Source organism: Luteolibacter ambystomatis, assembly GCF_018137965.1.
In the GTDB taxonomy this organism is placed as follows: Bacteria; Verrucomicrobiota; Verrucomicrobiia; order Verrucomicrobiales; family Akkermansiaceae; genus Luteolibacter; species Luteolibacter ambystomatis.
The window spans coordinates 774,686-795,658 of the sequence record NZ_CP073100.1 but is presented as its reverse complement, the minus strand read 5'-3'; the positions used below and the strand labels follow the sequence as shown (position 1 = coordinate 795,658).

Sequence of the window (20,973 nt, the reverse complement as noted above, 5' to 3'; positions counted from 1 at the left end):
GCCATATCGGCTTTGAAAACTGGAGCCGCTGGTCGGATTTGAACCGACGACCTGCTCATTACGAATGAGCTGCTCTACCCCTGAGCTACAGCGGCGTCTCGCCTTGGGCGGGCGGTATGATGCAAAGTTGGAACGGCCCGGCAAGCGGGAAGTATCCGGGCGAAAGATTTTGCGGAATTCGTCCGGCCCGCTTCGCACGACCTGCTCATTACGAATGAGCTGCTGGCAGAAACGGGACGGCCATGTCCCTACCCTCTGGCATAGTGCCCGCGGATGCCAGCGACGAGTCCGGGGATGTCGTGGGGATTCGCCTCGAAGGCAGGCTCCACTCCATGTTTCCGCAGGGCCTCACTGGTGACGGGACCGATGCTGGCGGCGGCGCAACCTTCCGGCCATGGCACGCCGAGGGCGAAAAAGTGATCCACCGTGGAGGCGGAGGTGAAGGTGATCATGTCCGCACCCTCCTCCTTCACGCGGGCAAGATTGCCGGTGGGATCGGAAGTTTCAGCGACAGTGCGGTAGGCGACGCATTCATCCACAATGGCACCGAGGGCGGTGAGGCCGTCATAGAGGACATCGCGGGTGTCTTCCGCGCGGACCCACATCATGGTGAGGTTCTCAACGGATTCCTTTTCGAAGGTTTCCAACAAGCCCTCGGCCACGAAACGCTCGGGCAGGAGGTCGATGCCGAAGCGGTATTCACGAATCTTCTTCGCGGTGGCATCACCGATGGCGGCGATGCGCGGATTGCCGAGACTGCGGGCGTCCTCATAGACGGCGAAGAAGGCATCGAAAAAGCGCTGCACACCATTCGGGCTAGTGAAGATCAGCCAGTCGTATTCGTGGGCGTGGGTGACGTGCTCGGCAAAGGCGAGCTTGTCGGTTGGGGCATCGATGCGGATCGTCGGGAGTTCGATGGCATCCGCGCCGAGATTCGAAAGCGCGCGGGAGAGTTCTCCAGCCTGCTCGCGGGTGCGGGTCACCACGATGCGTTTGCCGAAGAGCGGACGCTTCTCGAACCAGTTGATCTTCTCCCGCTCCTTCACCACGCCGCCGATGACAGCAACCGCAGGCGAACCGAATTCGGCACGCTCCGCAATGTCCGCGATGTCCGCCAGGGTGCCGGTGATCGTCCGCTGCGAACCGGTCGTCGCCCAGCGCGTGAGCGCGATCGGCGTGGTGGCATCCGCCCCATTGGCAACCAGCGCGCTGGTGATCTCCCGGAGACGGGCGACTCCCATCAGGAAGACCTTCGTGCCTGGTGTCTTGGCCAGGTGGGCGTAGTCGATGGAGCTTTCGCCCTTGGTCGGGTCCTCGTGGCCTGTGAAAATGGTGAGCTGCGAACAATGATCGCGGTGCGTCACCGGAATGCCCGCATAGGCCGGGCCACCGATGGCGGAGCTGATACCGGGAACAATCTCGAAGGCCACACCAGCCGAGGCCAGTTCGGCGGCTTCCTCGCCACCACGGCCGAAGATCATCGGATCGCCACCCTTGAGACGGACGACGTTGAGGCCCGCCTTGGTCTTCTCGACAATGAGCGCATTGATGCCGTCCTGGGACAGGGCGTGGTCGGCGGCGCGCTTGCCCACGTACATCTTTTCCGCGCCGGGCTTGGTCCAGCGGAGCAGCTCCGGGCTACTAAGGGCATCGTACACCAGGACATCGGCACGCTCGATCAGCTCCTTCGCGCGAAGAGTGACGAGGCCGAGGTCGCCGGGACCAGCGCCGACGAGATAACAGATACCGGGAGTGCTCATGAGAGGGATTCGAAAAGGAGGAAGGCCGCGTGGAGCGGATCGGAGGTGCAGGCGGACAGGTCGCCGGTTTTCGGATCGCCACCCTGCTCGGGGAAAACGCGGGCCTTGAGATGGAGCTGGCCGTGTTCGATGGCGGTATAGACGCCCACCGGCGTGTGACAACCGGCATCGAGCAGGCGCAGGAACTCGCGCTCCGCCACCACCCGCAGCCAAGTGTCGCGATGGCCGATCATCTCCGCGATGTCGCAGGCGCGCGCATCATCGGCGCGGATCTCGAAGCCGATGGCCCCCTGCCCCGCGGCGGGATAGAAGACATCCTCCGGCAACCGCTCGGCATGAAGCGTGGCGATCACGGCATCCTCACCGGCAAGAGGCTCCACCTTGCCAGCAGAGACAAGCGGCAGATAACCGAGACGGACGAGGCCGGCCTCCGCGAGCATGATCGCATCATAAGTCCCCTCCTCGGCCAGCTTCCGCAGGCGGGTCGGGACATTGCCACGCAGGTCGATGATTTTCAGGTCCGGACGCAGCCACTGAAGCTGGCGTGCGCGACGCACACTGCTGGTGCCCACCACCGCTCCGGCGGGAAGGTTTTCCAAAGCCGTGCCATCGCGGGTGAGCAGCACGTCCCGGATCGGCGCGCGCTCCAGCACGGCGGCGATGGCGAAGCGATCCTCCAGCACCGTCGGCACGTCCTTCAGGCTATGCACCGCAAGATCGATCTCACGGGCATCGAGCGCGATTTCCAGTTCCTTGGTGAAGACCCCCTTGTCGAGCACGCCTTCCACTTTCGCCACTTCGCTGAGCGCCACATCGGTACGGCGGTCGCCGGTGGTGCGGATCACATTGCGGACGACCTGGAGATCAGGAAACGCCGCGGCCAACGCCGCTTCGGTGGACACGGCCTGAGCCAGCGCGAGATCGCTGCCGCGGGTGCCGATGGTGAAGGTTTCGCTCATGCGTATAAGTGGAATCGGATCAGGTACCGGGAAGGTTCATCTTCGCGAGCTCGCTTTCAATGATGCGCTCGCATTCCTCGATCTGGCGCTGGCGGCGGCTACGAGCCTCCTCGGCCAGTTGCTCCAGCGTGTCGATGTCGTAGAGATAGACTTCCTCGATCTCGCCGACGGCTGGATCGATGTCACGCGGCACGGCGATGTCGATGAAGAACAGCGGACGGAATTTCCGCGCGCGTCGGACTTTTTCCACCTCCTCGCGATGGACGATCGCATGTGGCGCGCCGGTGGAGGAAATCACCACGTCCACCCGCTCCAGCACCTTCTGCCACTCATCGAAGCGCACGGCACTGCCGCCGGTTTCCTTGGCCAGCTCCACCGCGCGATCATACGACCGGTTGGTGACGAAGATACCGCGGGCACCACGGGAGACCAGCGCCTGCGCGGTGAGGCGGCTCATTTCCCCGGCACCGAGGATCATCACCTCGCTGTCCTTGAGATGGCCGAAAATCTTTTCCGCAAGATCGACGGCGACATTGCCGATCGAGGTCGCGCCTTCCTGGATGGAGGTCTCGGTGCGGACCTTCTTGCCCACGCCGAAGGATTTCTGGAACAGGCGGTTCAGGAAGCCACCGGTGGTACCGGCCTCCAGAGCGGCTTTGTAGGCCTGCTTCACTTGGCCGAAGATCTCGGTCTCCCCGAGCACCATCGAATCCAAGCCGCTGACAACGCGGCACAGATGCTCCGCGGCATCAGCCTTTTCCTTGCGGTAGAAATGATCGCGCACCGTGTCATCGAGGCCGTGGCGCTCGACCAAAGTGTGCTCGATGCGGCTCAGGGTTTCCCCACCCTCGTCCGCGGCGAAGTAGAATTCGGTGCGGTTGCAGGTGGAAACCACCACGCCCTCGGCCACGCCTTGGATGGACGCGATCTCGCGTGCCGCCTCGCCGAGCTTGGTATTGCCCACGGCGAAGCGCTCGCGCACCTCCACGGGCGCGGTGCGGTGATTGAGGCCGAGACAAACCAATTCCATCAGACGAAAGCGAATACCGTGAGGGAGACCAGGAACATGCCCACCGCGGACAATGAAAACCGCCTGCCGGTCATGCCACGCACCATCTTGATCCCCAGCAACAGGATGTAGCCGATCCAAGTGACGACCGCCGCCACGAAGTGACCATAGCCGCCGGAGTGCGGCATGATGAATCCGGCGATGATGCCCACCGTGAGCAGGGCCGTGCCCAGCCACAGCAGGCGGACCATGCAATCCAGCAGTTCGCGGACCGGCGGCAGATTCCGGAACAGCCCACTCTTCAGATGATGCTCCTTCAACTGCCGGTCCAGTACCAGGAACATCACCCCGGCCACTCCGGCCAAGGCCAGCGCACCGTAGGACAGGACGGACGTGGCCGCGTGGGTCTCGCCCCAGGCATTTCCCGGCAGGCGCTTGACCAGAGCCAGTTCGGTGAGAATCCCGGGCCACAGGGCCACGGACTGGAATACCACCACCACCGGCGCGGTGAACACGCCGAGCAGGGAGAGCCGGTAGGGCGGCCCGACGACGAAATAGAAAAGTGTGAGCGACCACGCCAGAAACGCCAGGATTTCCCCCAGGTCCCGCAGCGGGCAGGCTCCGCGGGCTTCTCCGCGGATCGCCAGGAAGCCGAGCTGGCAGCCGAAGGAGGCCAGCATCCAAAGGACCGTCCAGCGGCTGCGGATGCCGTGATGCACGGACATCATCCCGAACACCGCGCCCACGGCGGCGAGCAGGGTCGAGACGATCAGCAGATAGCGGTCCATGGCAGCCCCTCCATGCCCCCCGGGCGCTTTGCACGCAAGCGGTTTTGGAACCCGGATCATCCGGGAATCCGGCATGGATTCCCCCAAGGACGGGCGAAAACCGGCCATTCTTCCACCCCACCGTGGAATCACGGAGCGGAGTGGGGATTTTCTTGGAGTTATTCACAATCGGAAAAGGTTCCTCCTTGACAATCGGGAGGCCTTCCGCCAGCTTCCGCGCCCCAACCCACCGGAACCAAACCAAACCAACGACTTACTGATCGCATGCGTGGAGTGAACGTCAAAAAAGGCGAACCTGTTGATCGCGCCCTGAAGCGCCTCAAGACCAAGCTTGATACCGAGGGTATCCTCGAGGAAATGCGCCGCCGCCGCGCATTCGAGACCCCGACCCAGCGCAAGGCCCGCAAGCTGCGCTCCGCTTCGAAGCGCAACAAGATCCGCTGGCGCTTCTCGAATGCTCCGGCCGCCGTCTCCGCTGACGCTCCCGTCGAAGCCTGAAAATTTCCCGGTTCCGATACCGGTTGGAACAAACGGACGCCTCTCAAGGGCGTCCGTTTTTTTGTGCCTGCTTCTTGTAGCCGCGCTGGTGAGAGCGCGGGTTGGATGAAGTCGGCCGTTCCCATGCAGCCTGTCTTTGATCCCGAAGGGATCACGGATCATAGCCCCGGGTCAACGAGCCTCGGCGAGTGCCACCCGGGGTGAGCGATCTATAAAGTATCAGCACCCCGGAGGGTGTGCCAGAAGGGCAGAAAGGCCTGTGGCTCTCACTCGATCATTCGTTCTCCACAAACGTTCCGCCCTTCTGCGACCCGCTATCGGGGTCGTAATAAAAGAACGATCCTGATCCGGAGGTCGCTGCGCGACTCTCCGGCTATGATCTGCGACCTCTTCGAGGTCGGAAGATGCACTCCGGATGTGTGCGTCAGCCTGTTATCCCAAATCCAGCTTCCTACCCGCCACTCCGCAACAAATCCAGCGGCGGCTGTTTCGCCACGCCCCTTCCGAGCAACAATCCTCCGAGAACCGCGAGGCCGGTGGTGACGAGAAAGGCTCCGACCAGCACGACCAGCACGACCGGACTCGGCCACGGCGAGGCTTTGAAGAGCTTCAGCGCCAGCACCACATTCGCACCCACCGCCAGCATCAGTCCGGTGAGTGCGGAGAGCAGGCCGAGCGTGACATACTCGGTGAACAGGATCAGTCGCACCTGCCGCGCAGAGGCACCGAGCGTCCTTAGCAACGCGCTTTCACGCATGCGGAGGTCGCGGCCATTCAGCAAGGTGCCCGCAAGAATCGGCAGCGCGGCCAACACGGTGAAGCCCGCGAGCACGCCGACCACCGTGGAGATCTTGGCAAGGATGCCACGCACCGTTTCCAGCACGACGGTGAGATCGATAGCGGAGACGTTCGGATACTTCTTCACCATCGCCCGCTGGAGTTCTCCCGACGAGGACGCCGCGGGCACGCGCGTGGTGACGACATGAAACCCCGGCGCGTCTTCCAACACACCGGGCGTGAAGACCATGAAGAAGTTCAGGTTGAAGCGGCTCCAGTCCACCTTGCGCAGGCTGGTGACACGGGTCTTCACCGGCACGCCCTGCACATCCAGCGTCATCTCATCGCCGATATTCACGCGCAGGTCCTTCGCGATCTGCTCTTCCAAGGACAGCGGCACCGGTTGATCCGGACCATCGGCACGGGTCTTCCATTCCCCGGCCACGATCGTCTCGGTGGCATTCAGCTGGTCACGATAGGTGGAACGGAACTCGCGGCGGATCGCCCACTTCGGCACTTCCTTCTTCGCCTCCAGATCGCGCACCGGCACACCGCGGATGGACTGGATGCGCATGGTGACCATCGGCGCGCTTTCCAGCACCGGCAGCTTTTGCTCCGCGAGCAGATCCTTCACGCCCGCTTCCTGATCGGGCTGCACATCCACGAGATAGAGGTTCGGGCTTTCATCGAACTGCCGGAGTTGCAGCCGCTGGTTGATGAGATTTCCCACCAGCAACACCGTGACCACGAGGAAGGTGCCGAGTCCCAGCGAAAGCAGGAACAACAGCGTCTGGTTGCGCGGGCGATGGAGATTGGAAATGCCCTGCCGCAGCAGATAGGGCCACGAGGGCCGCACCAGTTTCCGCGTGAACCACACCAGCAGCCGCGCCACCGCGAGCAGCACGCCGAACGCCACAGCCAGCCCCGCGACCAGTGCGAGCGCGCGCTTCCAATGATCGTCATTCAAGCGCGCCAGCAGCACCAGCAATCCGGCCAACAGCAGATACACCGGCCACGAACGCCAGTTCCCGCGTCGTTCCAACACCGCGCCATCGCGCAAGGTCGCCGCCGGGGAAATCCCATGGATACGCAGCAAGGGCAGCAGCGCGAAGCCGCAGCACACCGCCAGTCCCGCCGCCGCCGTGAGAGAGACCACCCGCCACTCCGGCGCGGCATCGATCTCGATCGGCAGGCTGTCATGAAACGCCGCCACCACTCCGGCATGCAGCGCGACGCCCACCGCCGCGCCGGACAAGGCACCTAACAAACCCAGCGCGACCGCCTGCGCGAAGTAGATGCCGAAGGCGAGATTCCCCGGACAACCGAGGCAGCGCAGGATCGCCACCGTCGGTCCGCGGCGCGTGACATGCGCATGCACCGCCGCCGCCACGCCGATGGCCCCCAGCACCAGCGACGCCAGCGCGAGGATGCCGAGGAACTGTTGGAAATTGTCCAGGGCGTCGCCCAATGTTTCGCGGCGGTCCTCGGAAGACTCGATCCGCATGGACGTATCCGGAAAGCGGTCGCGCAGGTCTTCCTTCAACTTCTTCACGTTCACGCCGGGCCGCAGCTCCAGATGCAGCGCCCGCGTGCTCATGCTGGTGGAGCCCAGCAGACCACTGTGTTCCAGATCCGAAGGACGCACGTAGACCTCCGGCGCGAAGGCCCCGAAGCGACCACTGCGCGGCGCGGCTTTTTTCACCGTGCCGAGGATGGTCAGCTCCAACGAACCAAGCTTCACCTTGTCGCCGACCTTCGCCTGGAACTGATCGAGCAACGCGGGCTCCAACAGAATGCCGGATTCCGATTGCAGCCGCTGCCACGCCTCCGCGGGCACCGTTTCCACCGTGCCATAGAAGGGATAGCCGCCATCGAGCGCGCGCACCTGCACCAGCCGGGTGGCATCCGCCGAGGCGAAGTAGAGCATGGAGGAAAAGCTGGTCTCGTGTCCGGCGCGTTTCGCCCGTGCAGTGAGATCCGCCACCACATCCGCGGGGATCGGCTGGCGCGAGGACACCATCAGGTCCGAGCCCAGCAGCGACTTCGCCTGGGTATCGATCCCGGTTTGCACGCTGGCCTTCAGCGAATGGATCGCCACCAGCGCGGCGATGCCCGCCACGATGGCCAGCGAGAAAATCGCGAGTCTCACACGCTGGGTGCGGCTATCCCGCCACGCCATGCGCCAGGTCCAGGGGTGAAACAGCGCGCCGAGCAGGGTCCGCGGCAGCGGCCGGGTGGAATCAGCGGGCATGCTCCTCCTCCCCGATGATCGCTCCGCCGCCCATCTTGATCACCCGGCGCGCCTTTGCGGCCAGCGAGGGATCATGCGTCACCAGCACCAGCGCGGTGCCCGCTTCGCGGTTCAGCCGGAACAGCATCTCCACGATCGGGCCGCTGGTCTCGGCATCGAGGTTGCCGGTCGGCTCATCGGCGAAGAGGATTTTCGGGCGGTGGATGAAGGCTCTCGCAAGCGCCACACGCTGCTGCTCGCCGCCGGAAAGCTGGAGCGGATAATGATCCAGCCGCTCGCCGAGGCCGACCTGTTTGAGAAGCTCCGCCGCATCCTGCTGCCGTCCCGTTTCACCGCGCAGTTCCAATGGCACGAGCACGTTTTCCAAGGCGGTGAGCGTGGGGATGAGCTGGAAGTTCTGGAACACGAAGCCCACCAGCCGGTTGCGCAGCGCCGCACGGGCGTCCTGATCGAGCGTTTCTAACGGCTGGCCATCAATCTTCACGGTTCCCGCACTGGCGTCATCGAGCCCTGCACACAGGCCGAGCAGGGTCGTCTTGCCGCTGCCGGATGGGCCGATGATCGCGCAGGTGTCGCCCTCTTCCAGTGTGAGATCGATGTCACGCAGGACGGTGAGTTCGTGACCGCCGTTCCGATAGGTCTTGCGCAGCGAGCGGACCTCCAGAATGGGCCGGTTGACGGTCCGGGCATCCGTGCCTACGCTGGCCAATGCGGTGGTTGAAACGGCTGGGTCGGAAATCGGCGGCATCATGGAAAGTTCTCGCGCTGGGGCTTTTGGGATCGTGCGCCGGACTATGGGCCGCGGATGAGCCTAATGCAAATGGCACGCCGAAATCGCCGGGCCGCATCGTGATTCTCGGCGACAGCATCACCGCCGGCTACGGTCTGGATGATCCGGAGGCTGCCTACCCCGCCGTGCTGCAAAAGAAGGTGGAGGCCGCGAAGCTGCCCTACACCATCGTCAATGCGGGCGTGAGCGGCGACACCACCTCCGGCGGCCTCCGCCGCATCAAGTGGGTGCTCGGCAGCGGCGCGGACGTGCTGGTCATCGCCCTCGGCGGCAATGACGGCCTGCGCGGCATCCAACCGAAGCAGACTGAGGAAAATCTAACCGCCATCATCACCCAGGCCCGCGAGAAAGTTCCCGGCATCACCATCGTCCTCGCCGGCATGCAGATGCCCGGGAACATGGGACCGGACTACACCACCAGCTTCCGCGAGATCTTTCCAAAAGTGGCGAAGGACAAGGAAGCCAAGCTCATCCCCTTCCTCATCGAAGGCGTGGGCGGCGATCCCAAGCTCAATCAGGCCGACCAGATCCATCCCACCTCGGAAGGGCAGAAGATTGTCGCCGAAAACGTGTGGAAGGTGCTGGAGCCAGTGTTGAAGGAGCGGAAGAAGAAGTGATGATTCCATCCAGATCAGCGGTAACGCACCACCACTTCGGCACGCTCCCGATGAAGCCTCTTGAGCCGGATGTTTCTGCCCTTCGAAGCCGCCTGTTTCTCCAGTGCTGAGATCTGTTCGTCCAACCGGGCCAACTTCGCAATCCCCATGAGCTGCCTTCTTGGCAGCCATTCCGCGGCATCCCGCTCCACCTTCACGGCAAGCTCCCGCCACCCATCATCGTCCGTCTTCCGGGGAATCCGCCAGCGCCTGCTCAGCTCCCACAGTCCTCCTTGGCACAGCGGACAACGCAGCTCCGTGACCAATCCGAAAGCCGCCTCCGCCCTGCGCGCCCAGCGGCATGAAACACAGATGTAGGTGCGGGAAGACATACGGAAATCAGACGCGATCCACCATCGCCGGTCAACCGGGCAGAGCGATACGCTCCCGAATCCTCTCCAACGTCCTCATTTCGTGGAATTTCGCGCCTTTCAGAGCTGAAAGTCCTTTACACTCTTCCCCAAAAGCGGATTCGCCCCAATAATCTCCCGCATGCCCACCGTCGCCATCGTCGGACGCCCGAATGTCGGGAAATCCGCGCTCTTCAACCGCCTCGCCGGGCGGAAAATCGCCATCGTCCACGACCAGCCGGGCGTCACACGGGACCGCATTTCCGCGCCCTGCAAGGCGACCACCACCGCCTGCACCATCATCGACACCGGCGGTATCGGCGCGTCCTTGGATGACGGCTTCGCCGACCAGGTGGCCATCGAGGCGGACATCGCGATGCAAACCGCGGACCTGATCCTCTTCATCGTGGACGCCCACGAAGGCCTCACTCCCATCGACCAGGCGCTCGCCCAGAAGCTCCGCAAGGCCAAGCCGCCCGTCCGCCTCGTCCTGAACAAGGTGGACCACGAAAAGCACGAAAACGTTTTCGCGGACTTCGCACGACTGGGACTCGGCGCGGGCATCCACGTTTCCGCCGAACACGGCCGCAACGTCGGCGCGCTGGTGGACGTCATCGAGGAAGTGATCGCCCCGCTCGTCGCGGAAACCGAAGCCGAGGCAGAGGTCGCGGAAGCCGTGGGCATCAAGCTCGCCATCGTCGGCAAGCCGAACGCGGGCAAGTCCTCCCTCATCAACGCCATCCTTAAGGACGAGCGCACCATCGTCAGCGAAATCGCCGGCACCACCCGTGATGCCGTCGACCTCCCCTACCAGTTCGCCGGGGAAAATTTCACCCTCATCGACACCGCCGGCTTGCGTCCGCGCGGCAAGCGCGATTCCTCCGTGGAGGTCTTCTCCGCCATGCGCACGGAGAAGGCGATCCGCCGCAGCGACCTCTGCGTGCTCGTCATCGACCTCGCAGCCGGGATCTCCGCGATGGACCGCAAGATCGCCCAGCTCATCATGGAGGAGAAAAAGCCCTGCCTGATCGTGCTGAACAAGTTCGACCTCTATCACCCGGACGCCCCGCGCGGTGCCCGCCTGGAGGAAGCCACCGAGCACGTCCGCCGCGAGCTGTTCTTCCTCGCCTACGCTCCCTTCGTCGCCACCTCGGCGAAGAAAGGCCAGGCCGTCGACCACGTGCTGAAGGAAGCACTCAAGATCCGCGACAAGGCCCAGAACCTCCCCGGCACCGGCGTCCTCAACCGCATCCTGCACCAAGCCTTTGAAATGAATCCGCCGGGCAGCGACCGCAAGTCCGGCAAGCGTCTCAAGCTCTACTACGCCACCACCGCGCTGAACGAGAAATACAGCGTCATCCCGGTGCCGACCCTCGTCCTGTTCGTGAACGACAAGAAGCTCATGGCCACCAGCTACGAGCAGTATCTCACCAACCGCTACCGCGAAAAGCACCCCGCCCCGGGCATCCCGGTGGTCTTCTCCGTGCGCTCACGCGACCGGCGGGATCTGAAGAAAGACGAGAGGTAGCCTTCAAACGTGGAGAACCACGAAAGGCACTAAATTTCACGAAAATGGAGGGTGCTGCCCGCCAGCCAAAGATGAGGCTGCGCTGATTGTGGACACCGATCTCGAAGTTCACCGGATTTTGGGCCACGGATTGCTTTGAAAATTCGGGCAGAAACCCTGAAACAACGAACAAGCAGCGAAGTCCCTGACGCCAAACTTTCGTGTTTTTTCGTGCCTTTCGTGGTTCCCAATCGCTCTCGTTTACAATTCCCAAAAGACGCCCACGTGATCACCCTCTTCTCTTGATTCCGGAGTCTGGATTCCGGAATCTCATTCAAGCCCATGCCGCTGCTCGACGTCAAAAACCTCTCCACCCGCTTCCACACCCGCAATGGCGTCGTCCATGCCGTGGAGGATGTCTCGTTCTCCGTGGATGCGGGCAAGACCCTCGGCATCGTCGGTGAGTCCGGGTCGGGCAAATCCGTCACCTGCTACTCGCTGCTCGGCCTGATCCCGCAGCCTCCCGGCCGCATCCATTCCGGCTCGGCGATGTTTGATGGCATCGACTTGCTCAAGGCCACCGAGAAGCAGCTCCAGAAGATCCGCGGCAAGCGTGTCTCGATGATCTTCCAGGATCCCATGACCTCGCTGAACCCCTACATGAAGGTCAGCGACCAGCTCATGGAACCGCTCGCCTTGCACGAGGGCATCAAGGGCAAGGCCGCGCTCGACCGCGCGATCCAGTCGCTCGCGGAGGTCGGTATCCACGAGCCGGAAAAACGCGTTCACAGCTACCCGCACGAGTTCTCCGGCGGCATGCGCCAGCGCGTGATGATCGCCATGGCCCTCATCACCCGCCCCGAGCTGCTGATCTGCGACGAGCCCACCACCGCGCTCGACGTGACCGTGCAGAAGCAGGTGCTCGACCTGATCCGCGAGCGCCAGCGTGACCTCGGCACCGCCGTGGTCTTCATCACCCATGACCTCGCCGTGGTCTCGGAGATGTGCGATCACATCAACGTGATGTATGCCGGCCGTGTGGTGGAAAGCGCCAGCAAGGAAGACCTCTTCAAGCACCCGCGCCACTCCTACACGCGCAGCCTGCTCAAATCGATCCCGGCCTCCCATCCGAAGGGCGATCCGCTCTACACCATCGCCGGTCTGCCACCGGATCTCACCCGTCCGCCCGTCGGCTGCGCCTTCCAGCCGCGCAACCGCATCGGCAAGCCCGAGCTCTGTCTCACCGACCGCCATCCGGCATTGACGGAAGTTTCCCCCGGCCACTTCGTCCAGAACTGCCCCGGGTGCCTGGCTTGAAGAGTTTACTAGTGTTCGGTTTTCAGTTTTCAGCAAGAACGAGAGGAGGGCGTTACAGGATCTTCCTCTGAAAACTGAACACTGAAAACTAGCAAACTTCAGCATGTCCCCCACCACCGCCGCCATCTCCACGCTGATCCTCGTCATCGCCGTGGCCTTGCTGCTGGCACGGCGGATCGGTCTCCTCGCACAGCGTGCGCGGAAACCTTGGCGGCTTGGCATCGCCCTCGTGCTCACCCTTCTCAGCCTGCCGAGCCTGTGGTTCAGCGTCTACTATCTCCACATCCTGCCGGAGACGAAACTGCTCTACGACTTGCGCGCGCAGCCGCTCTCCGAATGGTGGCTGGCGTTCTTCCTCCCGGCTGCGGTGTCCTGGAGCGCGTTCATTCCACGCCCGCTGGCCGTGGCTTCCTACGGCCTCGCCATCGCCGCGATGCTGCCTCCATTCCTGAAGCCGATCCGCCGGCCACTGGATCAATCACGTTTGATCGAGCAGTGGATTGGAGACTCCTGCATCCAATCCACCGAGTCCACCTGCGGCCCCGCCAGCTCGGCGACCGTACTACGTTTCCTCGGCGACAAGACCGCCACGGAAAAGGATCTCGCCCGCCGCGCATGGTCCACCAGCAGCGGCACCGAAGCCTGGCACCTCGCCCGCGCCCTGCGTCGCCGCGGCCGCACCGTGGACTTCGAGTTCAATGGCCTCCCCTCACCTGATCATCTCCCCGGAGTGCTCGGCGTGAATGTCACCGGCAACGGCCACTTCATCGCCCTGCTGAAATGCGAAGGCGACCTGTGGACCATCGCCGATCCGCTGTCGGGCATGGAAGTCATCAGCCGCCAGGATCTGGAAAAGCGGGAGATCTCGCCGTTCTTCATGCGGATCCGTTAGAGCACGCCTCAATGGAAATCATGCGAGCTCGTCCCATGCGTGGGATCGAAGCCCGGTAAGGAACGGATGCTAGTGACATACACCGTTGGCAGGCTGTCACCGCGGCGTTGAACCCGGCCTTCCGCCAACAGGTAACCCTCGGTCACGATCACCAGCCGGAACAGCTTGTAGGTGGACTCCGGCACGAACAGATTCGCGATGCCGGTCTCATCCTCCAGGCTGATGAAGCAATGCCCCTTCGCCGTGCCCGGGCGCTGGCGGCAGATCACCATGCCGCCCACCGTCACCGGCATGCCATGCGGCTGGCAATCGAGATCCCGCGCGCGTTGCAGGCGCAGGGTGTTCGTCTGCCGCCAGAGTTTCATCGGATGCGGCCCGGTGGACGCGCCCTGCGTTTCCAAGTCCGCGCTCAACCGCTCCGCCATCGCCATTGGAGGCAAGACTGGCGCGGTGTTCTCATGACGAAGCAGTTCTTCCCGGATCGGCAGTTCGGATTGCCACAGTGCATGACGACGATGCACCACCTGCGGCAGATCGTTCAAGGCTCCCGCCTTCGCCAGTGCACGACGTTCCTTATCCTTCGGCCGCGCATGTTCGAGAAAGTCCTCCAGCGATTCGAAGGCATGCTTTCCTCTCTCATCCACAAGCCGCTTCATCGTATCCGCGGACAAGCCCTTCACCCGGTGCAACCCGAGCCGGATCGTTTTCTCATCCACTACATCCGTCATCACACCGCTATGAACCACCGACACCGGCAGGAACCGGATGCCACGGTGCTTCGCATCCTGCATCAGGGTGTGGACGGAGTAGAAGCCCATCGGCTGGTTGTTGATGAGACCGGTGTAGAAAGCGGCGGGATGATGGAGCTTCAGCCAACAGGATGCATAAGCGAGGTAGGCAAATGAGAGCGCGTGGCTCTCCGGAAAGCCGTAGAGGGCGAACTTGCTGATGGCTTCCGCCATCTTCTCCTGCACCTCCTCATCATGTCCGTTCCGAGTCATGCCTTCCCGTAGCTCCGCCTCAATGCGTTTCATGCGCTCATCATCCCGGGTGAAGGCGATGGCACGGCGCAGTTTGTCCGCCTGCCTGCTGTCGAAGCCCGCCATCTTCCGGGCCATCAACAGCACCTGTTCCTGAAACAGGGCCACACCATAGGTACGCTCCAGAATGTCCTGACAATCCTCATGGATGTAATCGATCTTCTCCTTCCCCTGCCGTCTCGCAATCAAGGGATGCACCAGATCCCCCACGATGGGACCCGGCCGGATGATGGCCACCTGCATGGCGACATCGTAGTAGGAGTTCGGCTTGAACAAGGGCAGCGAGGCCATCTGCGCACGGGATTCCACCTGGAAGGTTCCTATCGTGTCCGCACGCTGCATCATGGCAAAGACCTCCGGCTCCTCCAGATCCATCCCGCCCAGCACTTCCGGAACACCGCGCTTCCCGCAGATTTCGATGATGTCCTCCATCGCCGCCAGTGTTCCCAAGCCCAGCAGGTCGATCTTCACAATGCCGAGATCCTCGCAATCGTCCTTGTCCCACTGCACCACAGCCCGGCCGGGCATGGTCGCGCGCTGGATCGGCACCACAGAATCCAACCGCCCCGCACATACGATGATGCCGCCAGAGTGCTGCCCCAGATGACGCGGTTTTCCCAACACGGCATTGAAGAGCTTCGAGAGCGCGCCAAAGCGTGGATGGGATGGAGGCAGGAATGTCGACGTCCGCTGCTCGAAGTCCTCCTGCTTTTCCTTTGCGGTCTTCGGCGAATGCTTCCAACTGGAAGAGCCTTCGTTTGAAAACCGGTCGGCGATGGATTCGGAAAACCCCAGCACCTTCGACATTTCTCGGAAGGCGGACCGCGAGCGATAGGAGATGACATTCGCCGTCATCGCGGCCCCACGTGCGCCGTATTTCTGAAACACATATTGGATCACGGACTCGCGCTTTTCCCCGGAGGGAAAATCGATGTCCACATCCGGCCACGCCACCTGATCCTCGACCAGGAAACGATCGAACAGCAGCCCGTTCTTGATGGGGTCTACCGCAGTAATGCCCAGGGTATAGCAAACCACGGAGTTCGCAGCGGAACCACGCCCTTGGCAGAAAATGCCCTGTGACTTCGCGAAGTGGACGATGTCATGCACTGTCAGGAAGTAGCCGGAGAATCCGAGCCGGTGGATCACATCCACCTCCTTTGCGATCTGATTCCAACCGTTCATGGTATGGCGCGGGCTGATCCGGTTGAATTCCGCCTCGGCCAGTTCGCGCAACCTGCGGGTCTGATCCGCCATCGACATCGGCTGGCCACGCTCATCCGGAAAATCCGGGAAGCGGTAACCGAGATCCTCCAGCGTGAACTCCAGCCGATCCCGCAGATGCCGTGTATTCTCCAGCGCTTCGGGCAGATCGGCAAACAAGGCGTCCATTTCCGCGGGCGATTTCAAATGACGCTCACCATTCACCGCCAGCAGATGCCCCGCTTCATCCAGCGTCACATGATTCCTCAGACAAGCGAAGGCATCCGACAACAAGCGGTCCGTCTTGAACACATGCAGCGGTGCATTGCACGCGAGCAAGCGGAGCTTCAAATGCTCCGCGAGATCCACAAGCTGCCGGTTCAAGCGGCGGTCGTCGCGCAGCTCGTGGCGGTTGATTTCGACATACACGTTGTCGCGCCCGAAGAGAGCCACCAGCTTCTCCGCTTCATGAAGGGCGGCCGCCCTGTTGTCGCGCAGCAGATGCCGGCACACCGGCCCTTCCCGATCCCCGGTCAAGGCGATCAACCCGGATACACCGGACTCGATCACAAATCCGCCGTCCAAATGCATATGGGTGAAGCCACGGCTGAGCGACTGATAGCCGTCCCGATCCATGCAAAGGACCGGAAGGTGGGAACCATCCGCCATCTCCCAGGTCGCTCCCACATTCGCGCGGATCACACCTGCACCATCTTCTTTCAGGAAGTCTCTCCGCTTGTTGGCGCGGGCCGAACCGTAGAACCCATTGTGATCCGTGATCGCGAGGCAATCGTAACCCAGCTCCAGCGCCCGGATGACCAACTCATCCGGCGTGTTCGCACCACGCAGGAACGAGAACGCCGAGCGCGCGTGGAACTCGCCTGCGAAGATCGGTTTCATGTCAGGGAAAATGGACGCAATGAGCCAGCCACGTTCACGCATACACGCCTTCGAGCTGCCAGCGGTCCGGTGGCACGTAGGCGAGGCGGAGCAGGTGCTGGTCCGCCATCTGGATGTCCCACTCGAAACGCTTCCAGCGTGCCTCCGGATCCCACCATTGGCCGGACATGGGAAACGGTCCCTGGCATTCCACGATCTGGCCCGGATGCGGGCCGGTCAGCAGCGCGAGGGGACGCGGCACCTCGCCATCGAGATCGGATGCCACCGCGATCGTCCGCGAGGGCCGGTAGCGGCGCATCGGCAGCGGCGACGCGGGACGGCGTTCGTCATCGCCGCAAGGAACACCGGAGCCAATGACAGCCGGTGGCGGCAGCAAACGGAAATCATCCGGTCGGTGTGTGGCGGCCGGTACGGGAATTCCGGTTCTGCCGCCACCGACCAAAGCCTCCACGCGTGCCAGCGTTTCCGCCCAGCGACTGGGATTCGGAAGCTGGCGGGTGAACCACTCGCGCTGGGCCGTGCCGGGCAGCGCGGTTTCTCCATCGAGTTCCAGTCCCACCACCGGCGCCGCCAATCGCAGCGACTCCAGCAGCGTCTGCAACGGTCGCAACATTTCCACCGGTTCCACCAAGGACTCCGGCAGGCTGATGGAACGGAAGACGCTTTCTTCGGACTCCAGCCGCAAGGTGAGGTGCAGCCGGTTCACCGCGAGATGGCGGCTGGCGAGGCGAGCGGACAAGGTGTGGAGCATCCGCTTCAACACGAACAGCATCGGCTCCACGGCATGCAATGGGGCCTCGCAATCCACGCTTTGTTGCAGCGATTCCGGCACGCGGTGCAACCGCAGCAGGCGGCAATGCCGGGCATGGAGGATCTCATGCCAATGCCCCGCCTCCGCCCCCAGCCGCTCGGTGAGGCCTTGCCGCGGCAGGGCCATGAAATCCCCCAGCGTGCGCAGCCCCCAGAGCTCCAGCAGTTGGAAAAACGGCGCATCGTCCACCAGCTTCGCCAGCAATCCCAATGGCAGCGCCGCGATGGATACGGGCGAAACCGTGCCGCCATCGAAATCCGGATCCAGCACTCCGAGATGCGCCAGGTCCGGCGTCTCCGCCCGTACGTGATGCACCACCGCGCCCTTGATCCAGACATCGTCCAAGTACTGGATCTGCCGTAGCGGCGCGTACGTCAGATCCAGCAGGATGGTGTCCGGGGCGGTGATTTCCAGATCCGGTGTCAACGCCTCCGCCCGCACCAACAGCTCCGCGAGCAGCTCCCGCTCCACCCGCCGGTGCCGCGGCATCACCACCAGATCCGGACAACGCACCCGTCCGCGATCGAGCGTCCACCCTGCCACCACTCCGGCATCGCGGGCCGTTTCATTCACGGACAGCAGCGGCAGCTTGCCACGTGCTTTCTCATCCTCATGGTCCCCGCCCAGCACCACACACGGGCGAACTTGCAGCGATGGATGACCGCGCAGGGCGGCGATGACGGGCAGATCGGCGAGATGAAGGGCGGCGAACATGGCGCAATCAGGTGGCGTGACGCAGGCGCTCCGGCCGCGCCTGCAAACGGTTGAGAAGAACCGGCCGGGGTTCGGAAAAATCGGCGAGGGAAAGGTCCGCCGTCAGGGCGAGCCGCAGGCTGGCGCACGGCACCACCTGCGCGGACGAGAGCACGATCAGGCGCGAGCCGGTCTGCTCCGCACCCTGCTTGAGCCGCCACCATGAGGACGCCGGGATGGCACGGAGCTGCCGCAGATCCAGCCCGGCGGCATCCAGCAGCACCGTGGGAATGCTGCCGTCCCGCACCATCAGCTCGCCCGCCTTCAGCATTTCCATGGCGGAGGTGCAGCGCACCCACAGCAGCTTCGAACACGCGGCGGCTGTGAAGGACTCCGGATCGAAGCCATCGCCACCATCCACCAGCACCAGCTCAGGAAAATCCGCAGTGCGATCCGGATCTCCCAGCAGGGACGCGATCAGCAGACCGAACACCGACAGCCCGGCCGCTGGTACTACCTCCGAAATCGTACCGGGTTGAAAAGCCTCCAGATCGGTGAAGCGAGTGAACTCCGCGCCGCTCTCCTGCAACCGCCACGATCCCGCATGCGCGCCCGGAAACTTCCGGTGCAGCTCGCTTCGCAGTTGGTCGAGGGCGGACACGGCTGCCACCTTAGCCCACCGGAACAAATGTTCAAGAGAACACTATTTTTCTATTACGCCCGTAGGGCTGACCGGAGGCAAGGGGAACACCTCTTCGTAGCCGCGTTGGTGACAACGCGGGTTGGGTAAAACCCGTGCGTGTTCGGTCTATGCACGGACATCCTATTCGGAAAAACGTCTTGGGGATCACGTAAGTCCTCCCCACCTGAAGTCTCACGACTTCAGCTACCACCCAGCACCGCCCGCGTGGCGGCGTCGATTACCAGCGGCTTGCCGATGGCGTTCACGCGCACGGTGACGATCGATCCGGCGGCGCAGCATTCTTCGCCTTTCCAGATCTCGAACACCCAAGTCAGCGAGGAACCGCCGATTTTCGAAATGCCGAGCCGCACCTCGATCTTGTCGCCGAAGAACATCGGGCGGCGGTAGTCGCAATCCACGTGGACGCGCGGCCAGCCGCCGTTCTCGCGGTCGAAGACATGGATGTCGTTCGCGCGCAAAAAAGCGTGTTCCGCCGCCTCGACGTAGCGGAACACGCTGGGAAAGTGCATCAGGCCGCTCGCATCGGTATCCCCGAAGGCGATCTCCGTGGCGTGGCGATAGAGCGGCGCATCCATGCGATGAAGCGGATCAGGCGTAACGCTTCACCACCACGGTGGCGTTGTGGCCGCCGAAACCGAAGCTGTTGCTCATCGCCACGTCCACCTTCGCCTCGCGGGCGGTGTTCGGGACGACATCCAGATCGCACTCCGGATCCTGCTCCTCGACGTTGATGGTCGGCGGGATGACGCCGTCCTTGATGGCCATCACGCTGGCGATCAGCTCGATGCCACCGGCCGCGCCGAGCATGTGGCCGGTCATGGACTTGGTGGAGCTGACGGCGAGGCCGTTGGTCGCGTAATCACCGAAGGCTCGCTTGATCGCCTTGGTTTCCGCGATGTCACCGAGACCGGTGGAGGTCGCGTGGGCGTTGAGATAGTTCACATCCTCCGGGTTCAGCTTGCTGTGGCGCAGCGCCATCTGGATGGCGTAGGCCGGGCCGGAACCGTCCGGGGAAGGAGCGCTGAGGTGGTAGGCATCCGCGCTGACACCGTAGCCGGTGAGCTCCGCGTAGATGGTGGCACCGCGCTTGAGGGCATGCTCGAGTTCCTCGATCACCACCACGCCGGCACCTTCACCCATCACGAAGCCATCGCGGTTCTTGTCGAACGGGCGGGAGGCGCGCTCCGGCTCGTCGTTGCGGGTGCTGAGAGCCTTCATGTTGGCAAAGCCCGCGAGGCCCATCGGCAGGATGGTCGCTTCCGCACCACCGCAGACGAAGGCATCGGCATCGCCGAATTTGATCATGCGCCAGGCTTCCCCGATGTTGTGGTTCGAGGTCGCGCAGGCGGTCACGATCACCATGTTCGGGCCGAGCAGGCCGTGCTCCATGGAGATGATGCCGCTGGCGATGTTGGAAATCATCATCGGGATGGTGAAGGGCGAAACACGCTTCGGTCCCTTGGAAAGGCAGACTTCGTGCTCGCGCTCGAGCGTGGCCAGACCGCCGATGCCGGAGCCGACCATCACGCCCACGCGGCGCGGGTCGATGGCATTGGTGTCCAGGCCGGAGTCCTCGATCGCCAGCTTGGCGGCGGCCACGGCGAATTGCACGTAGCGGTCGGAACGGCGGGCGTCCTTCGGGGCCTTGAAGTAGCCGTCCGCATTGAAGTTCTTCACCTCACCGGCGATCTTGCACTCATACGGTTCGGGATCGAGCTGGGTGATCCGACCGATTCCACTGCGGCCGTTCTTCAGGCCATCCCAAGTGGAAGCCAGATCATTGCCGAGGGGGGAAATACAACCAATGCCAGTGATGACGACGCGTCGTTCGCTCATAGTGAATAGGGGCGCGCTGGGCGCGAGGGGACGATGGGGCCGTAAATCCGCCGACGCAAGCCCGGAGGCGGCCCGCCGTTTCAGCCCAGCCGCCGGTCCCGCCCGCGCTCATTGAGAGCACCGCAGGCCGGACAGGTCGGAGTTTTTTCCGAGCTGTGATCTTCGAAGGGATGGAGACACAAGCGGCAGATGATGCGGTGGCGAACCGCCCGCAATTCCACTCCGCGCCGCGA

Annotated in this window: 17 protein-coding genes and 1 tRNA gene; 5 read left to right on the top strand and 13 right to left on the bottom strand. The window is 63.2% G+C overall.

Annotated elements, in window-relative coordinates; genetic code table 11:
• Positions 1 to 20: 20 nt before the first annotated feature.
• The 5 genes from KBB96_RS03100 to ccsA form a co-directional block, all read right to left on the bottom strand.
• Positions 21 to 95, bottom strand: a tRNA-Thr gene (locus KBB96_RS03100).
• A gap of 153 nt (positions 96 to 248) precedes the next feature.
• On the bottom strand, positions 249 to 1,760 hold the full coding sequence (cobA, locus tag KBB96_RS03095; RefSeq protein WP_211632129.1) for a uroporphyrinogen-III C-methyltransferase: 1,512 nt from the start codon (positions 1,758 to 1,760) through the stop codon (positions 249 to 251).
• Positions 1,757 to 2,719: a hydroxymethylbilane synthase gene (hemC, locus tag KBB96_RS03090; protein ID WP_211632126.1), complete on the bottom strand. Its 963-nt coding sequence runs from the start codon at positions 2,717 to 2,719 to the stop codon at positions 1,757 to 1,759. The genes cobA and hemC overlap by 4 nt, the downstream gene beginning before the upstream one ends.
• Before the next feature lie 19 nt (positions 2,720 to 2,738).
• Positions 2,739 to 3,749 (bottom strand): glutamyl-tRNA reductase, encoded by a 1,011-nt coding sequence (hemA, locus tag KBB96_RS03085; RefSeq protein ID WP_211632123.1) that lies wholly within the window; start codon positions 3,747 to 3,749, stop codon positions 2,739 to 2,741.
• Positions 3,749 to 4,516: a cytochrome c biogenesis protein CcsA gene (ccsA, locus tag KBB96_RS03080; protein ID WP_211632121.1), complete on the bottom strand. Its 768-nt coding sequence runs from the start codon at positions 4,514 to 4,516 to the stop codon at positions 3,749 to 3,751. The genes hemA and ccsA overlap by 1 nt, the downstream gene beginning before the upstream one ends.
• Positions 4,517 to 4,780: 264 nt before the next feature.
• Between ccsA and rpsU the strand changes: the two genes are divergently transcribed.
• Positions 4,781 to 5,014 carry a 30S ribosomal protein S21 gene (gene rpsU, locus KBB96_RS03075; protein WP_211632119.1) on the top strand — a complete coding sequence of 78 codons (234 nt, stop codon included), beginning with the start codon at positions 4,781 to 4,783 and terminating at the stop codon, positions 5,012 to 5,014.
• A gap of 451 nt (positions 5,015 to 5,465) precedes the next feature.
• Here the strand turns inward: rpsU and KBB96_RS03070 are convergent, their stop codons facing one another.
• Both KBB96_RS03070 and KBB96_RS03065 read right to left on the bottom strand, forming a co-directional pair.
• Positions 5,466 to 8,042 carry an ABC transporter permease gene (locus tag KBB96_RS03070; protein WP_211632117.1) on the bottom strand — a complete coding sequence of 859 codons (2,577 nt, stop codon included), beginning with the start codon at positions 8,040 to 8,042 and terminating at the stop codon, positions 5,466 to 5,468.
• Positions 8,032 to 8,793, bottom strand: a complete 762-nt coding sequence (locus tag KBB96_RS03065) for an ABC transporter ATP-binding protein (RefSeq protein ID WP_226373631.1) — start codon at positions 8,791 to 8,793, stop codon at positions 8,032 to 8,034. Before KBB96_RS03065 ends, KBB96_RS03070 begins: the two co-directional genes overlap by 11 nt.
• 98 nt (positions 8,794 to 8,891) lie before the next feature.
• On the opposite strand from KBB96_RS03065, the gene KBB96_RS03060 reads away from it, so the two are divergent.
• Positions 8,892 to 9,449: an arylesterase gene (locus KBB96_RS03060; protein WP_264176987.1), complete on the top strand. Its 558-nt coding sequence runs from the start codon at positions 8,892 to 8,894 to the stop codon at positions 9,447 to 9,449.
• 14 nt (positions 9,450 to 9,463) lie between these two features.
• On the opposite strand, the gene KBB96_RS03055 is transcribed toward KBB96_RS03060, so the two are convergent.
• Complete coding sequence (locus tag KBB96_RS03055; RefSeq protein ID WP_211632114.1) at positions 9,464 to 9,820, bottom strand: hypothetical protein; 357 nt, start codon at positions 9,818 to 9,820, stop codon at positions 9,464 to 9,466.
• A 160-nt stretch (positions 9,821 to 9,980) separates the two neighbouring features.
• On the opposite strand from KBB96_RS03055, the gene der reads away from it, so the two are divergent.
• The 3 genes from der (at position 9,981) to KBB96_RS03040 (ending at position 13,554) form a co-directional block, all read left to right on the top strand.
• Positions 9,981 to 11,366, top strand: coding sequence for a ribosome biogenesis GTPase Der (gene der / locus KBB96_RS03050; RefSeq protein WP_226373630.1), 1,386 nt, complete (start codon positions 9,981 to 9,983; stop codon positions 11,364 to 11,366).
• Between the two features lie 321 nt (positions 11,367 to 11,687).
• Complete coding sequence (locus KBB96_RS03045; protein WP_226373629.1) at positions 11,688 to 12,662, top strand: ABC transporter ATP-binding protein; 975 nt, start codon at positions 11,688 to 11,690, stop codon at positions 12,660 to 12,662.
• Positions 12,663 to 12,765: 103 nt separating this feature from the next.
• Positions 12,766 to 13,554 (top strand): cysteine peptidase family C39 domain-containing protein, encoded by a 789-nt coding sequence (locus KBB96_RS03040; RefSeq protein ID WP_211632112.1) that lies wholly within the window; start codon positions 12,766 to 12,768, stop codon positions 13,552 to 13,554.
• An 8-nt stretch (positions 13,555 to 13,562) separates the two neighbouring features.
• Here the strand turns inward: KBB96_RS03040 and KBB96_RS03035 are convergent, their stop codons facing one another.
• The 5 genes from KBB96_RS03035 to fabF all read right to left on the bottom strand — a co-directional run bounded on the left by KBB96_RS03035 (position 13,563) and on the right by fabF (position 20,740).
• A complete protein-coding gene (locus KBB96_RS03035; RefSeq protein ID WP_211632110.1) occupies positions 13,563 to 16,697 on the bottom strand; it encodes a DNA polymerase III subunit alpha in 3,135 nt (1,044 codons plus the stop codon).
• A 34-nt stretch (positions 16,698 to 16,731) separates the two neighbouring features.
• The gene (locus KBB96_RS03030) at positions 16,732 to 18,222 is read right to left on the bottom strand and encodes a Y-family DNA polymerase (protein ID WP_211632108.1); all 1,491 of its coding nucleotides are present in this window, start codon (positions 18,220 to 18,222) and stop codon (positions 16,732 to 16,734) included.
• A 7-nt stretch (positions 18,223 to 18,229) separates the two neighbouring features.
• Positions 18,230 to 18,862 (bottom strand): hypothetical protein, encoded by a 633-nt coding sequence (locus tag KBB96_RS03025; protein ID WP_211632106.1) that lies wholly within the window; start codon positions 18,860 to 18,862, stop codon positions 18,230 to 18,232.
• Between the two features lie 221 nt (positions 18,863 to 19,083).
• Positions 19,084 to 19,479 (bottom strand): acyl-CoA thioesterase, encoded by a 396-nt coding sequence (locus tag KBB96_RS03020; protein ID WP_211632104.1) that lies wholly within the window; start codon positions 19,477 to 19,479, stop codon positions 19,084 to 19,086.
• Positions 19,480 to 19,492: 13 nt separating this feature from the next.
• A complete protein-coding gene (gene fabF / locus KBB96_RS03015; RefSeq protein ID WP_211632101.1) occupies positions 19,493 to 20,740 on the bottom strand; it encodes a beta-ketoacyl-ACP synthase II in 1,248 nt (415 codons plus the stop codon).
• Positions 20,741 to 20,973: the final 233 nt, after the last annotated feature.

Excerpts from the sequence above, each read along its gene's own strand:
- cobA (WP_211632129.1), bottom strand. The coding sequence starts at position 1,760 with ATGAGCACTCCCGGTATCTGTTATCTCGTCGGCGCTGGTCCCGGCGAC.
- hemC (WP_211632126.1), bottom strand. The coding sequence starts at position 2,719 with ATGAGCGAAACCTTCACCATCGGCACCCGCGGCAGCGATCTCGCGCTG.
- hemA (WP_211632123.1), bottom strand. The coding sequence starts at position 3,749 with ATGGAATTGGTTTGTCTCGGCCTCAATCACCGCACCGCGCCCGTGGAG.
- ccsA (WP_211632121.1), bottom strand. The coding sequence starts at position 4,516 with ATGGACCGCTATCTGCTGATCGTCTCGACCCTGCTCGCCGCCGTGGGC.
- rpsU (WP_211632119.1), top strand. The coding sequence starts at position 4,781 with ATGCGTGGAGTGAACGTCAAAAAAGGCGAACCTGTTGATCGCGCCCTG.
- KBB96_RS03070 (WP_211632117.1), bottom strand. The coding sequence starts at position 8,042 with ATGCCCGCTGATTCCACCCGGCCGCTGCCGCGGACCCTGCTCGGCGCG.
- KBB96_RS03065 (WP_226373631.1), bottom strand. The coding sequence starts at position 8,793 with ATGATGCCGCCGATTTCCGACCCAGCCGTTTCAACCACCGCATTGGCC.
- KBB96_RS03055 (WP_211632114.1), bottom strand. The coding sequence starts at position 9,820 with ATGTCTTCCCGCACCTACATCTGTGTTTCATGCCGCTGGGCGCGCAGG.
- der (WP_226373630.1), top strand. The coding sequence starts at position 9,981 with ATGCCCACCGTCGCCATCGTCGGACGCCCGAATGTCGGGAAATCCGCG.
- KBB96_RS03045 (WP_226373629.1), top strand. The coding sequence starts at position 11,688 with ATGCCGCTGCTCGACGTCAAAAACCTCTCCACCCGCTTCCACACCCGC.
- KBB96_RS03040 (WP_211632112.1), top strand. The coding sequence starts at position 12,766 with ATGTCCCCCACCACCGCCGCCATCTCCACGCTGATCCTCGTCATCGCC.
- KBB96_RS03035 (WP_211632110.1), bottom strand. The coding sequence starts at position 16,697 with ATGAAACCGATCTTCGCAGGCGAGTTCCACGCGCGCTCGGCGTTCTCG.
- KBB96_RS03030 (WP_211632108.1), bottom strand. The coding sequence starts at position 18,222 with ATGTTCGCCGCCCTTCATCTCGCCGATCTGCCCGTCATCGCCGCCCTG.
- KBB96_RS03020 (WP_211632104.1), bottom strand. The coding sequence starts at position 19,479 with ATGGATGCGCCGCTCTATCGCCACGCCACGGAGATCGCCTTCGGGGAT.
- fabF (WP_211632101.1), bottom strand. The coding sequence starts at position 20,740 with ATGAGCGAACGACGCGTCGTCATCACTGGCATTGGTTGTATTTCCCCC.